We start from the raw sequence: 12,956 nt of genomic DNA on the forward strand, positions 1-12,956 counted from the left end.
GCGGTAAACGAGTGAGGGAATTTCAGGTAAGATACTTCGGATGAGGAGCAAAAAGGTGGTTTATACTTCCTATACCCTGAGCCAGATGAAGAACAAGACGTAGACGACCCTATTTTGTTCGCTCATGAGCATTCAGACTCAATCACACTCACCAAAGTCGAAAAGCCAGTAGCAGAAAGTGTATATGTCGCTACGCGTAACTCTTACAGCAACAACTTTGATTTAGTTCTTGAATGTATCTTGAATCCTGAAAAATATTACAGCCTATATCAAGGCTCATATGATGGCACTCATGTTCAAGTGATCCTGAATGACTTGGCACTACTACCATCATGTAAGACACATAAATCAGAAATTGGCGACTATGTAACATGCAATGTACTGGAGCTGTTCAAAGGCTCAATAGATGCGTATGGCGCAGAAAGTGAATTTATTGATTCATTCGTGCAACTCGACATTACACCGTACTTAGATAGCACACTGAAAATGGACTACACCGAATTGCAGTTTAGCTACCAGAGCAACGATCTCATTGCATTTTTTGGGAATGATCCATGTTCTTAACATGGATCTCTATAGAATAGGAGAAAATACAATGTCTGATCATATCTATAATTACATCATCGGCAGAATCGACAAAAGCCGTAAAATTATGGTTCTGGTGAACTACGAATCAAGATCCAATCTGGTGACTCAAGCACAGTTAATGAAAGTCCAATTCCCGAACCTCAATACCTTGAGAATGTTCCTGAATGACTTTGAGCCAACGGAAAAACATGTTATCCATTACTCGAAATACAGTAAAGAAATGCCATCAGGTGCAGATGGATATTTCCTATTTTCAGAACATGACCAACAATGGAATATTTTTGATCCAAAAGTTATAAATCGGTTTGTTCACATACACCAAGAAGCACCAGAGTTCGATAACTACCAAGATTATATCTGTTCTTGTGAAGTCAAAAACTCACCTACACTTAAAGCAAAACATAAAAAACAAGCATTTGTGCAGAAGATGATCTTCACTTCATTGGGTTTTGAGCGTTATTGCCATCATTGCAATGGCTATGAACCACTGGATCGCTTTTATTATCATTCTGATACCAAAACCTATGAAGCAGTTTGCAAGCCTTGTTATGTTCCTCATTACAAGCCTTACAAAATGAAAAAACGTATGACCAGTACGGTTGAAGAATATATTTAATCATTAACTAGAACTCAAAAAGATGGGCGAATTCAAACATGAGGTGCGACAGTTTCAAAAGCCATATGATAATCAACAAGCTGAGCAAATTTCTCTAATGGTGTAAGCCAATCTAACGCTTTTCTAGGACGAGTATTCAGTGACATGGCAACTTGATTTAAATAATGCTGATCTGCCTGATTTAAATCAATCCCTTTAGGTAAATATTGCCTAATTAAACCATTCATATTTTCGCATGTGCCTTTTTGCCAGGGTGAATGTGGGTCACAGAAATATACATCTATGCCTAAATCTTCTTCGAGTATTTTATGTTCTGACATCTCACGTCCACGGTCATAGGTCAACGTTTTACGCAGTTCTGCAGGTAAATATTTCAGAGCTTCAGTTAAAGCCTTGCGCACTGATTCTGCCTTTGCATCAGGTAATGTTGCCAAGATACAGAGCCGTGTATTTCGTTCAATAAGTGTTGCTATCGAACTTTTATTGTCTTTACCGTAAGCGTAACGCCAACCACACATTCCAATCCTAACTGATCAACTTTACCCTGTCTGCCATTATCAACTGCCAGGGTAATCATCATGCACCGCACCAAAGAACAATGGTTCGCTTTATTCGCCGAGCAAGCCCAAAGTGGCCTCACCCAAACTGAATTTGCAAAACGTCAGGGCATCATTCCTACATATTTTAGTTATCGCAAGAGACAATTGTTGGCGTTTCAGGATGATGACGGTGGCTTTATTGAGCTGACGCCACAGGGCTTGCAGCTGAATAAATCCATTTTACTACGTAAGCGTGATGTGGAATTGCAGTTTCCAGCCGGCACTGATGTGCTGTGGTTAGCGGCCTTGCTCAGAGCGCTCTGACCATGAAAATGTTTCTTGATGTGCCCCAGGTCTATTTGCATAAACAGCCGGTCGACTTTCGTAAATCTATTAATGGTTTATCGTTGCTAGTTGAGCAAGAGATGCAGCTCTCGCCTTTTAGTGGCGCACTGTTTGTATTTTGCAATCAGCAGCGTACCCGGTTAAAAGTACTGTACTGGGATAGCACCGGGTTTTGCCTATGGTACAAACGGCTTGAAAAAGACAAGTTCCGCTGGCCAAGGCAGATGCCTGGCAAAATCCTGTCTATTAGCGAACAACAGTGGCATTGGCTGTTGCAAGGTGTCGATATTCAAAAAATCACCGCCCATCAGCCACTGCATTACCAGAGTGTGGGCTGATATGACGATCGGCTATAAATCCTTGTGATCGCATCCAAAACAATCTAAATCTTACCAAGCACTTAGCCCAATTGGCCGTTACAATAGCGGCCATGAAAAAGACACCTCAATCCTTACCTGATGATGTTGAACTGCTCAAGAAAATGCTGCTTGAGCAGACGCAAAAGCTTGAGCGGAAACTGGCACAAAAAGATAAACGCATCGCCAAATTAGAGCGGGTTAACCAGCAACTGTCGGACAAGCTGCAGCAATTGCTGGAGCGTTACAACCTGAAGAAGTACCAGAAATTTAGCCCCAGCAGCGAGACCTACGAAGGTGATGGCGAAGTCTTAAATGAGGCCGAACAGCTGATTGAAGACGAGTCAGTAGCGACAGAGCCAGATAATCAGACGACCGAGAGCGCTGAGAAACCCGCCGCTAAGCCACGCCGACCAAGGATTGCCCCTGAGCTGCCGCGCGTTGATGTTATCCATGACATTGACGATAAAACCTGTGCCTGCTGCGGCCATGCGCTGCATAAAATGGGTGAAGAAGTCAGTGAGCAAATTGAATTCGTGCCAGCACAAATCCGGGTGCTGAGAAACGTGCGGCTGAAATACAGCTGCCGGCAGTGTGAGACCAACGGCACCAAGGTCGAGATAAAAATTGCCGATGTGCCACCGGCGGTTATCCCGAAAAGCATGACCACACCGAGTCTACTTGCCCAAATCATCAGCAGCAAAATGCACTATGGCTTGCCGCTGTACCGTCAGGAGCAGTTGTTTAATCAGGCAGGCATTGAGCTTAGCCGTCAAACGATGAGCCGCTGGCTGATAAGCTGTGCAGAGAAACTGAAACCGTTACTGGCGTTAATGAAAGCTGAGCTTCTGAAACAGCCGGTGCTATGGGCAGATGAAACCACGGTTAATGTGCTGGATGTTGAGAAAAGCACCTGCTACATGTGGGTGTATGGCTGTGGCTTAGAGCAAAGTACTGGCCCCAAACTGGTGCTGTTTGATTATCAGGATAGTCGCAGCAGCATACATCCCACCGACTTCCTGGCGGGGTTTGCCGGCTATCTGCAGGTTGATGGTTATGCCGGATATGAGAAAACCCACGCGACCTTAGTCGGCTGCTGGGCACATGCCAGACGTAAGTTCGTTGAAGCACAAAAAGCGCAGGGTAAAGGCAAAACGGGTAAGGCGGATGTGGCCCTTAACCATATCCAGAAACTCTATGCACTGGAGAGTCAATTAAAAACCGTGCCGCCTGATAAGAAATATGACGCCAGACAAACGCTAGCCAAGCCACTGTTAGAACAATTCAAAAGCTGGCTGGATAAATCAAGCGAGAGTGTCACGAAAGAAAGTTTACTGGGAGCCGCTATTACGTATAGCCTGAACCAGTGGCCCAAGCTGATGCGCTATCTGGATGATGGCAGGTTGAATATCGACAACAATCGCGCTGAGCGCGCCATCAAACCGTTCGTGATTGGTCGCAAGGCATGGCTGTTTGCCAATACCAAGTCGGGTGCACAGGCCAGTGCCGCATTGTACAGCTTGGTCGAAACCGCCAAAATCAATGGTCTGGAACCCTATGATTACTTATGCCGGTTGCTGACAGAGTTGCCCAAAGCCAATACCCACGAGCAATTGCAACAACTACTGCCTTACTGATCAACAGCCACACCGCAAGGTGTGGTTGGTGTTACGCTTACTCTTTACCTTTAATTAAATCAGCTTCCCAATGACCCGGTATTTTTCTTTCTTGAACTTCGGCTGGGCGCTCATGAATAGTTTTAATATCCTGTAATATAGAATCTTTTTTAGGTTCACCGTTAGCTTTTCGCTTTTTATTTTCATGACGTAGACAGGATAATAAGTCTTTTTTCAACTCACCCTTTGGTAATGCTCGTATCGTTGAATAAATCGTTGTATGGCTTACATTCATTGTTTGATCCAAATCAGGAAATGTCTTTAAACGCTTTGCTATTTGCTGAGGAGACCATAAACAACGGATCGCTTCAACAATAAATTTCCAGAGGATTGAATCGATTTTGAGTTTTCTGTGACCACGTCTACGTCTAGCGAAGGTGTTATCAGAAGCATATCGAGCTTGATAAACGTCATTGATGCTATTTCTTTTAAGCTCACGATAGATCGTACTAGGATGTCTTTTAATGAGTTCAGCAAATTTTCTGGCTGAAAAGCCTTCTTTTCTTGACTCAAGCATTAATGCAGTACGATCTTCAAAGTTAAGATGATGGTATGACAATTTTATATACTCCATAAACCCTTTAAATTAATTAGGTGGTTTATGTCGCACTTCAAGTTTTACTCTGCCCTCCATTGTTTTCAATTTATCGGATTTCTAAAAACATGAGATATATGTTTCAATAAAAGTTTTTAAGAACTTTATACACCAAATACCAATGCTTCACTTATGATAAAGTGGATTAAAATTGCAGAAAATGGGTAAATCCATAAAAAATGTCAACATCTTCAAATATACAATTGTATTTCAATTTCCGTTGTTTATAGTTGGAACATTTTTTTAAATCTCTACACTCAAGGTTAGATTTATGTCTACTGCTCATAAAAAAGCATCCTTATTGCAAAAAGTCAGTAAAGGACTCACAGTTGGTTCAGTCATTACAGGAAGCACGTTTTTACATGGTCCCCCTGTTTTGGCACTCGGTTTTACCAAGCTGTTTAAAAAATCAAAAAAAGTAGACGAAACCAATATTCAATTGGCCAATAGCTGGATTGGTGTAAACAACCACCTGATTGAAAAGGTGCTGCCAAACCTAAAGTGGGATATGGGTATAGGAAGTTCAACCGCCCTTTTTGGCGAGTCTGGCGGGTAGGAAGCGGCCGCGCAAGCGCCGCTTTGGGCACAGATCGGGCACAGATCGGGGGTTCATGCGTGGGTTTTCGACATCGCGGGGCCACGCAGCGGCTCAGTGCGTAGCCATTTCTCACCGAATCCCGGCACAGGGCCGAGCGCAGCCCTGCGGGGTCGTGGCCGCATCGGATCGGACTCTGGCTTGGCTGCCGGCTGTGTGGCCGGCGCCTCATCACGCGGCGGGCGGCGGGGCGCGCGCTGCGGGCCGGTAGTGCGCTTGCTCCAGCGCGCCGTGTTTCTCGAAGTGGGCGAGGATGGCGCGAATGGCCTTGGGGTCTTCGATGCTGGCGACGATCCGCACCGCGCCGCCGCAGTGGGCGCAGGTGGTGATGTCGATGGAAAAGACCCGCTTGAGCCGTTGCGCCCAGCTCATCGCACGGCGCTTCTGCTCGGGGCTGCGCGGCTCGTCGTGGGCGCTGACGTCCACTGGCGCCGCATCGCCCGCAGGCCGCCTGCCGCGCCCCGAGGGCGTCAGCTGCGCGCGCAGGTTTGCATTCGGGGCGAATACGCCGTGGAAGCGGGTGAGATGCGCGCGTGGCGGCGGGACCAGTGCCGCCAGCTTGGCGATGAAGTCCACCGCATCCCATTCGACATGCGTGGTGCCATTGCGCCACGGCGTCTTGAGCTGGTAACGCACCCTGCCCTGTGGCGAGATCGATAGCCGCTGCTCGCTGATCGCCGGGCGCGTGATGTAGCGGCACAGCTTTTCGAGCTTGTGGCTTTCGTGTGCTTCCGCGGCCACGCCGGCATGCAGCGAGAAGCCGCCGACCTTGCCGGCGTCGCCCTCCAGCGGACCGGCGTCGCCAGGCAGCGTTTGCAGCGTGACGACCTTGCGGCCAGCGTCGCGACCGGTGGCGATGCGGTAGGTCATCGAACTCATCCGCAGCCCATCCATGCCGTCGTCGCTACCCGCGCTGTCGGACAGGAACACGGATTCGTCTTCGCCTTCGAGCCAGCCGCGGCGCGACAGGTGCCGGCACACGCGATGCGCGATGGTGTTGGCCAGTTCCGTCAGTTGCGCCGATGTGGGCGCACGGGTGCGGTGCAGGCGCGGCTTGCGCTGCGGACGCTCGGTGGTGTCCTCGTACACGCCGTCGAGCCACAGCATGTGGAAGTGGATGTTGAGATTCAGCGCGCTGCCGAAGCGCTGGATCAGGGTCACCACGCCGCATTGCGCCGTATCCCGCGGCACGCCGGCCTGATCGGCAAGCCAACCGGCGATCACACGATGCACGATGCCCAGCACCGGGCCGATCGCCTCAGGCTTGCTGGCGAACAGGAAGCGCAACGGGTACGGGAAACTCAGCACCCATTGCCGCACCGGCCGCGGGCCGAACACCTCGTCCACCAGATGCCGCGCCGACTCGGCCATGCGCCGTGCGCCGCAGCTCGGGCACAGCCCGCGCTTCTTGCAGGAATACGCCACCAGCCTCTCGGCACGACAGTGCTCGCAGACCACGCGCAGGAAGCCGTGCTCGAGCACGCCGCAGCGCAGGTAGGTCTCGAACTCCTCGCGCACATACTCGGGCAGCGGGCGGTCTTCGGCCTCAAGACGCGCGATGAAGTCCGGGTAGTGCGCCTGCACTAGCGCGTACAGCAGCGTGCGCTCGGGCAGGTGGCGCGCGTAACGCGCAGCGGCGTGGGCGGCCGGCAGTGGCGCGCACACCTCGGCCTGCCGCCGGGGTGCGGTCAGGCGCGGCACGCAGCGCTCCGTTGCAGGGACGGCTGCTCAGGGTTGCGCCCGCGAGCACGCGTTCATATCGGCGTTTTCTGATCTTCGCGTCAGACATTGCCGCGGGGCGGGTAGGAAGTCTCCCGCCTCGGACGCCAGAACGCACAAAGCCCGGCACGAGGCCGGGCTTTGTGGTCTTGCTTGATGGATCGCGGGGCTTAGAAATCCATGCCGCCCATGCCGCCCATGCCGCCGCCGGCCGGCATCGCCGGCTCGTCCTTCTTCGGGGCCTCGGCCACCATCGCTTCGGTGGTGATCATCAGGCCCGCGATCGACGCGGCGTTCTGCAGCGCGGTGCGGGTGACCTTGGTCGGGTCCAGGATGCCGAACTCGATCATGTCGCCGAACTCGCCGTTGGCGGCGTTGTAGCCGAACGCACCCGAACCTTCGACCACGCGGTTGAGGATGACCGACGGCTCATCGCCGGCATTGGTCACGATCTCGCGCAGCGGGGCTTCCATCGCGCGCAGGGCGATCTGGATGCCGTGGTTCTGGTCTTCGTTCACGCCCTTGATGCCGGCGATCGCCGCCTTGGCACGGATCAGGGCGACGCCGCCGCCCGGGACGATGCCTTCCTCGACGGCCGCACGGGTCGCGTGCAGGGCGTCTTCGACGCGCGCCTTCTTTTCCTTCATCTCGACTTCGGTGGCGGCACCGACCTTGATCACCGCAACGCCGCCGGCCAGCTTGGCCACGCGCTCCTGCAGCTTCTCGCGGTCGTAGTCGGAGGAGGTCTCCTCGATCTGCGCCTTGATCTGCTTGATGCGCGCCTCGATGCCCGCGCCTTCGCCGGCGCCATCGATGATGGTGGTGTTTTCCTTCGACACCTGGATCTTCTTGGCGCGGCCGAGGTCCTTGATGGTGGCCTTCTCCAGCGACAGGCCGACTTCCTCGGAAATCACCACGCCGCCGGTCAGGATCGCCATGTCTTCCAGCATCGCCTTGCGACGGTCGCCGAAGCCCGGGGCCTTCACCGCGCAGACCTTGACGATGCCGCGGATGGTGTTGACCACCAGGGTCGCCAGCGCTTCGCCTTCGACTTCCTCCGCCACGATCAGCAGCGGCTTGCCGGCCTTGGCCACGCCCTCGAGGACGGGCAGCAGGTCGCGCACGTTGGAGATCTTCTTGTCGTACAGCAGGATGAAGGGATCATCCAGGTCGGCCGACATCGACTGCTGGTTGTTGACGAAGTACGGGCTCAGGTAGCCGCGGTCGAACTGCATGCCCTCGACCACGTCGAGTTCGTTGTCCAGGCCGCTGCCTTCCTCGACCGTGATCACGCCTTCCTTGCCGACCTTGTCCATCGCCTGCGCGATCAGGTCGCCGATGTTGGCATCCGAGTTCGCGGAGATCGCGCCGACCTGGGCGATTTCCTTGCTGGTCGACGACGGCTTGGACAGCGACTTCAGTTCGCCGACCGCGGCCTTCACCGCCTGGTCGATGCCGCGCTTCAGGTCCATCGGGTTCATGCCGGCGGCGACCGCCTTCATGCCCTCGCGGATGAACGCCTGCGCCAGCACGGTGGCGGTGGTGGTGCCGTCGCCGGCGTTGTCGGAGGTCTTGGAAGCGACTTCCTTCACCATCTGCGCGCCCATGTTCTCGAACGCGTCAGCCAGTTCGATTTCCTTGGCGACGGAGACGCCGTCCTTGGTGATGGTCGGCGCGCCGTAGCTCTTCTGCAGCACGACGTTGCGGCCCTTCGGGCCGAGGGTCGCCTTCACGGCGTTGGCGAGCACGTTGACGCCGCGCACCATCTTGGAGCGCGCGTCTTCGCCGAAACGAATGTCCTTGGCAGCCATTGCGAATTACCTCGAAAAATTATTCGGATGAGAAATGTGTGGGAGCGACGCGCGATCAGCCGAGGATCGCGAACAGGTCGTCTTCCTTCACCACCAGCAGCTCGACGCCGTCCAGCTTCACTTCGGTGCCGCTGTACTTGCCGAACAGCACCTTGTCGCCGACCTTGACCTGCGGCGCGCGGACCTGGCCGTTGTCCAGCACCTTGCCGGTGCCGACGGCGACGACTTCGCCCTTGATCGGCTTCTCGGTGGCCGAATCCGGGATCACGATCCCGCCGGCGGACAGCTTCTCTTCTTCCATGCGCTTGATGACCACGCGGTCGTGCAGCGGCTTGATATTGGACATGGCAACCTCGGTAAATGGTTGATTGACGTGGAAAAACCCGGCGATTTTAGCAGTCGCGCGAAGCGAGTGCCAAACCGCGGACAACAGAACCGGGCGAACCCGGCATGCCACCGAGATGGGGCGGGCCCGCCGACTTTCAAGGGCCGCACGCGGATGTCCGCCAGGCCCGCCGGATCGGGGCAGCCGCTACCCTATGCCGGTGAGCGCCCTGATCTGCTTCTGCACCTGTCCCGACGCCGACAGCGCCGAGCGCATCGCCACCGCGCTGGTGGCCGAGCGCCTGGCCGCCTGCGTCAACCTCCTGCCCGGCCTGCGTTCGGTCTATCGCTGGCAACGCAAGGTCGAGGCCGCGGCCGAGGTCCTGCTGCTGGTCAAGACCAGTGCCGAGGCCTACCCCGCCCTGCAGGAACGCCTGCGCCAACTGCATCCCTACGAACTCCCGGAGCTGCTCGCGGTCGAAGCCGCGTCCGGCCTGCCCGAATACCTGCAATGGCTGGCCGCCGAGAGCCGACCGGTAAACTGAGCCAATGACCGCATCCACGATCCGCCTGCGCCGCTGGCTGGCCGGGCTCGCCCTGCTGCTTGCGCTGCCCGCGACCTCGGCCGTCGCCCAGGACTTCGAACTGCCGCCGGTCGACGAGGTCTTCGTCCTGTCCGCGCAGGCCACCGCGCCGGACCGCATCGAGGTGCGCTGGCGGATCGCCGACGGCTATTACCTGTACCGGCACCGCACCTCGGTCAAGGCCGATGCCGCCTTCACCGGCGCGACCATGGCGCTGCCGAAGGGCAAGGCCTACCGCGACGAATTCTTCGGCGACGTCGAAACCTACCGCAAGGAATTGCTCGGCACCCTCACCGGCACGCCCGCGGCCGGCGCGAGCGCGACCACCCTGACCGTGAAGTACCAGGGCTGCGCCGATGCCGGCGTGTGCTACCCGCCGCAGACCCGCACCCTGAAGGTCGCGTTGCCGGGCGAAGCGGGCGCTGGCGGCTTCGGCTGTAAGGCGCGCGGGCTGCATGATTATGTCGTCAAGAACGGCTCTGCCGATCATCCCAACGCCGAGGTGAAATTCGCACTGGGTGATGTGGTCAACACCATGATCGGCTGCACTAATGGTGAAACGATCATGCTGTGCCACGACACCTCGCTGCCGCGCCCCTATTCTCTCGGCTTTCGGGTGCAAGGCACCGAGGGGCTGTGGATGGACGTCAACAAGTCGATCTATCTGGAGGGCAAGAGCCCACAGCCGCACCGCTGGGAGCCTGCCGAGGGCTGGTTTGCGAAATACGATCACCCGCTATGGAAACGCTACGCCGATCTGGCGGCAGGGGCCGGGCATGGCGGGATGGACTGGTTCGTGATCCACGCTTTTGTCGAGGCGCTGAAGGCCAAGGCCCCGATGCCAATCGACATTTACGACGCGCTGGCCTGGAGCGCGATCACGCCTCTGTCGGAACAATCGATTGCTGAGGGCAATCGCACGTTAGATTTTCCCGACTTCACCCGAGGGCAGTGGCGCACCCGCAAGCCGATCTTTGCGCTGAACGACGCCTATTGATCGACGCGATTTAGGCCAAGCGCACCGCAAAGGCGAAATTGGTAATCTTGTCGGTATCCTTGACGCCCGGCGCGCTTTCGACGCCGCTGGAGGTATCGACCAGCGGCGCTCCGGTGCGCGCAATCGCCTCGGCAACATTCGTCGGATTTAGCCCGCCTGCCAGCCCCCACGGCAAGGCACCGCGATATCCGGCCAGCAGCGACCAGTCGAACGCCAACCCCATGCCGCCGGGCAGCGCGCCTTTGGGGGTCTTGGCGTCGAACAAGATCAAGTCCGCCGCCCCGGCATAGGCTGCGGCGCGTGCGACATCGCTGGCGCTGGCGACGGGCAGCGCCTTCCACACCGGCTTGCCAAACCGCGCGCGCAACTGGGCCACGCGTTCGGGCGATTCCGAACCGTGCAGCTGCAGCGCGTTCAGCTTGGCTGCCACCAGTGCGTCGGCGATGACAGCATCATCCGCATCGACGAACAAACCGACCATGGCGATCTGGCCAGCTGCGCGCGATGTCAAAGCGCCCGCGACATTCGACGTAACCGCACGGGGCGACGCTGGATAGAACACCAACCCGGCATAGTCCGCCCGCGCCGCGATGGTCGCATCGAGCGCCTCGGGTGTGCTGATCCCGCAAATCTTGATTTTCGCGGGCATGCGGTCAGTCGGGGTTCTGGATCAGCCGCACCAGCGTGCAGTCGGGATCGATCAGGTAGCCGATCCTCAGGCCGCTCGCCTCCAGTTGCGGAGCTTTGAAGCGCGGCCAGCCGGTGCTTTTTTCCTCGGCTCCCGCCGCGTTCACCAATGCCACCATGGCATCGAGATCATCCAACCGCAGGCAACAGCCGAACGAGCTCGTAGCTGGGTCGAGGTCAGGATAGGGGAAGAATTCGAGCTGCAAACCGCCGCGCTGCAGGATCATCCAGCCGCGATCCTTCCAACTCGTCGCAAAGCCCAGCTTCGCATAAAACGCCTCTGTCACATCGAAATCGCGCGATGGCAGATTGGGGGTGACGTGGTCAGCCATGGCTCAGCGCAGCTTGTCGGCCATGCGGGCCGTATGAGTGATTGCGGCGCGGCTATCGGGGGCGGAATGGCTCATCACGATCATGCTGGCCTTGGGGAACGCCGCACCAAACGCGCGCGCTGACGCGGCGTAGTGCTCAGTGTCGGCATCACCGAGATTGCCGAGCGACTTGGCCTTGCTGTCCTTGATCAGGCAGCCACCAAAAGCGATGTCGGTGCCGTCGATCCCAACGGTGATATTGTCACTGGTGTGGCCGGGGCCGGGGTAAAATACCTTGAGCGGGCCAAAGTTGGGCGCGGTTGCTGGTTCGACCCAGCCATTGGCGGCGAAAGTCAGGCTGTGTTGCGCCGCAACCATCCCCTCTTGCGGGGCAAGCTGGTTCGACAACGCATTGGCATAAGTCGCAATCCCCGCCGCATGCAGCGCGTCCATACCGCCCATCTTGTCCTGATGCGCGTGAGTCACCACCGCCAGCGCGACCGGCAGGTTGATCTCCTGCTTGATCCAGTTGAGGATCTGGGCGGTCTGGTCATCGGTCCAGGCGGTATCGACCACCAGCACGCGGCCGCCATCCCTGACGATCAAACCGTTGGAAGCGACTGCCCCGAAACCCGGCATGTCGAGATAGGAAGTGTGCTGCCAGACATTCGGTGCGAGCTGGCGGAAAACCAGATCGCCAAACCGTTGGTCGCCAGTTTCCATTTGCTGGCCAATCGTCGGGCGGATTTCACCGGGCATGCACCCGCTCAGCATCAATGCAGCGGCTAATGCGGTGCTCAGCTTCGCGACCGGGTGCATAATATTGGGCAATTCCATCAAGTTTTCCTTTTATTCAGCATTAAAAACCCCGCAAATGCGAGGCCTAGTAAATAGATGATCTTAATTTGGTTCACTGTAGCAAAAATATGGGGCGAATTCAAACATGAGGTGCGACAGTTTCAAAAGCCATATGATAATCAACAAGCTGAGCAAATTTCTCTAATGGTGTAAGCCAATCTAAGGAAGGTGAGAACAAGTACCCTCCACAACAAAACTGAAAATTTTAGTCGATTTAATTCAAATGCTTACAAAGGCGTATTTTTGTACTTGGTGACTTATTCGCACCTTCCCTAACGCTCTGGTTCTGAAATCCATCCCTGTCGGTGTTGCTTATGCAGTCTGGTCGGGACTCGGCGTCGTCATAATTACAGCC

General features: G+C 55.8%; 14 protein-coding genes and 3 pseudogenes. 9 read left to right on the forward strand and 8 right to left on the reverse strand.

From position 1 onward, the window contains the following. Positions 1 to 114: 114 nt before the first annotated feature. On the forward strand, positions 115 to 564 hold the full coding sequence (locus R8O10_RS23355) for a hypothetical protein (protein ID WP_197712034.1): 450 nt from the start codon (positions 115 to 117) through the stop codon (positions 562 to 564). Positions 565 to 595: 31 nt separating this feature from the next. Next, positions 596 to 1,204 (forward strand): hypothetical protein, encoded by a 609-nt coding sequence (locus tag R8O10_RS23360; RefSeq protein ID WP_024160765.1) that lies wholly within the window; start codon positions 596 to 598, stop codon positions 1,202 to 1,204. 32 nt (positions 1,205 to 1,236) lie between these two features. Here R8O10_RS23360 and R8O10_RS23365 read toward each other — a convergent pair. After that, positions 1,237 to 1,698 (reverse strand): annotated as a pseudogene (locus R8O10_RS23365) (IS30-like element ISAba125 family transposase); the annotation flags it as partial. 84 nt (positions 1,699 to 1,782) lie between these two features. On the opposite strand from R8O10_RS23365, the gene tnpA reads away from it, so the two are divergent. From tnpA to R8O10_RS23380, 3 genes are all read left to right on the forward strand, one after another. Further along, positions 1,783 to 2,067 carry an IS66 family insertion sequence element accessory protein TnpA gene (tnpA, locus tag R8O10_RS23370; protein ID WP_000555098.1) on the forward strand — a complete coding sequence of 95 codons (285 nt, stop codon included), beginning with the start codon at positions 1,783 to 1,785 and terminating at the stop codon, positions 2,065 to 2,067. Positions 2,068 to 2,069: 2 nt separating this feature from the next. Beyond that, a complete protein-coding gene (tnpB, locus tag R8O10_RS23375) occupies positions 2,070 to 2,426 on the forward strand; it encodes an IS66 family insertion sequence element accessory protein TnpB (RefSeq protein ID WP_000781558.1) in 357 nt (118 codons plus the stop codon). Between the two features lie 92 nt (positions 2,427 to 2,518). Beyond that, entirely contained in the window at positions 2,519 to 4,081 is a 1,563-nt protein-coding gene (locus tag R8O10_RS23380; protein ID WP_109883205.1) for an IS66-like element ISAba24 family transposase, read from the forward strand. Between the two features lie 40 nt (positions 4,082 to 4,121). Here the strand turns inward: R8O10_RS23380 and R8O10_RS23385 are convergent. After that, positions 4,122 to 4,694 (reverse strand): annotated as a pseudogene (locus tag R8O10_RS23385) (IS30-like element ISAba125 family transposase); the annotation flags it as partial. Between the two features lie 292 nt (positions 4,695 to 4,986). On the opposite strand from R8O10_RS23385, the gene R8O10_RS23390 reads away from it, so the two are divergent. After that, positions 4,987 to 5,271, forward strand: coding sequence for a hypothetical protein (locus R8O10_RS23390; RefSeq protein WP_015056391.1), 285 nt, complete (start codon positions 4,987 to 4,989; stop codon positions 5,269 to 5,271). A gap of 210 nt (positions 5,272 to 5,481) precedes the next feature. On the opposite strand, the gene R8O10_RS23395 is transcribed toward R8O10_RS23390, so the two are convergent. From R8O10_RS23395 to groES, 3 genes are all read right to left on the reverse strand, one after another. Then, on the reverse strand, positions 5,482 to 6,975 hold the full coding sequence (locus R8O10_RS23395; RefSeq protein ID WP_043907034.1) for an IS91 family transposase: 1,494 nt from the start codon (positions 6,973 to 6,975) through the stop codon (positions 5,482 to 5,484). Between the two features lie 224 nt (positions 6,976 to 7,199). Continuing rightward, the gene (gene groL / locus R8O10_RS23400) at positions 7,200 to 8,840 is read right to left on the reverse strand and encodes a chaperonin GroEL (RefSeq protein ID WP_004201176.1); all 1,641 of its coding nucleotides are present in this window, start codon (positions 8,838 to 8,840) and stop codon (positions 7,200 to 7,202) included. A gap of 55 nt (positions 8,841 to 8,895) precedes the next feature. Beyond that, positions 8,896 to 9,186, reverse strand: a complete 291-nt coding sequence (gene groES, locus R8O10_RS23405; protein WP_004201172.1) for a co-chaperone GroES — start codon at positions 9,184 to 9,186, stop codon at positions 8,896 to 8,898. Positions 9,187 to 9,379: 193 nt separating this feature from the next. Between groES and cutA the strand changes: the two genes are divergently transcribed. Both cutA and R8O10_RS23415 read left to right on the forward strand, forming a co-directional pair. Continuing rightward, positions 9,380 to 9,709: a divalent-cation tolerance protein CutA gene (gene cutA, locus R8O10_RS23410; RefSeq protein WP_004201171.1), complete on the forward strand. Its 330-nt coding sequence runs from the start codon at positions 9,380 to 9,382 to the stop codon at positions 9,707 to 9,709. Positions 9,710 to 9,713: 4 nt separating this feature from the next. Then, positions 9,714 to 10,745: a protein-disulfide reductase DsbD domain-containing protein gene (locus R8O10_RS23415; RefSeq protein WP_004201169.1), complete on the forward strand. Its 1,032-nt coding sequence runs from the start codon at positions 9,714 to 9,716 to the stop codon at positions 10,743 to 10,745. Positions 10,746 to 10,755: 10 nt separating this feature from the next. On the opposite strand, the gene R8O10_RS23420 is transcribed toward R8O10_RS23415, so the two are convergent. Genes R8O10_RS23420 through R8O10_RS23430 form a run of 3 tightly spaced genes read right to left on the reverse strand, consistent with a single transcriptional unit; the run spans position 10,756 to position 12,580 of the window. Beyond that, entirely contained in the window at positions 10,756 to 11,394 is a 639-nt protein-coding gene (locus tag R8O10_RS23420; protein WP_004201168.1) for a phosphoribosylanthranilate isomerase, read from the reverse strand. A gap of 4 nt (positions 11,395 to 11,398) precedes the next feature. Beyond that, positions 11,399 to 11,764, reverse strand: a complete 366-nt coding sequence (gene ble / locus R8O10_RS23425) for a bleomycin binding protein Ble-MBL (RefSeq protein WP_004201167.1) — start codon at positions 11,762 to 11,764, stop codon at positions 11,399 to 11,401. Positions 11,765 to 11,767: 3 nt separating this feature from the next. Then, complete coding sequence (locus R8O10_RS23430; RefSeq protein WP_004201164.1) at positions 11,768 to 12,580, reverse strand: subclass B1 metallo-beta-lactamase NDM-1; 813 nt, start codon at positions 12,578 to 12,580, stop codon at positions 11,768 to 11,770. Between the two features lie 298 nt (positions 12,581 to 12,878). Between R8O10_RS23430 and R8O10_RS23435 the strand changes: the two are divergent. Next, positions 12,879 to 12,956 (forward strand): annotated as a pseudogene (locus tag R8O10_RS23435) (SMR family transporter); the annotation flags it as partial.

The organism is Vibrio sp. 1727 (assembly GCF_033344415.1).
In the GTDB taxonomy this organism is placed as follows: Bacteria; Pseudomonadota; Gammaproteobacteria; order Enterobacterales; family Vibrionaceae; genus Vibrio; species Vibrio alginolyticus.

Coding starts and splice junctions, on each gene's coding strand:
- R8O10_RS23420 (WP_004201168.1), bottom strand. CDS start 11,394: ATGCCCGCGAAAATCAAGATTTGCGGGATCAGCACACCCGAGGCGCTC.
- tnpB (WP_000781558.1), top strand. CDS start 2,070: ATGAAAATGTTTCTTGATGTGCCCCAGGTCTATTTGCATAAACAGCCG.
- tnpA (WP_000555098.1), top strand. CDS start 1,783: ATGCACCGCACCAAAGAACAATGGTTCGCTTTATTCGCCGAGCAAGCC.
- R8O10_RS23430 (WP_004201164.1), bottom strand. CDS start 12,580: ATGGAATTGCCCAATATTATGCACCCGGTCGCGAAGCTGAGCACCGCA.
- R8O10_RS23360 (WP_024160765.1), top strand. CDS start 596: ATGTCTGATCATATCTATAATTACATCATCGGCAGAATCGACAAAAGC.
- ble (WP_004201167.1), bottom strand. CDS start 11,764: ATGGCTGACCACGTCACCCCCAATCTGCCATCGCGCGATTTCGATGTG.
- R8O10_RS23415 (WP_004201169.1), top strand. CDS start 9,714: ATGACCGCATCCACGATCCGCCTGCGCCGCTGGCTGGCCGGGCTCGCC.
- cutA (WP_004201171.1), top strand. CDS start 9,380: ATGCCGGTGAGCGCCCTGATCTGCTTCTGCACCTGTCCCGACGCCGAC.
- R8O10_RS23380 (WP_109883205.1), top strand. CDS start 2,519: ATGAAAAAGACACCTCAATCCTTACCTGATGATGTTGAACTGCTCAAG.
- groES (WP_004201172.1), bottom strand. CDS start 9,186: ATGTCCAATATCAAGCCGCTGCACGACCGCGTGGTCATCAAGCGCATG.
- groL (WP_004201176.1), bottom strand. CDS start 8,840: ATGGCTGCCAAGGACATTCGTTTCGGCGAAGACGCGCGCTCCAAGATG.
- R8O10_RS23390 (WP_015056391.1), top strand. CDS start 4,987: ATGTCTACTGCTCATAAAAAAGCATCCTTATTGCAAAAAGTCAGTAAA.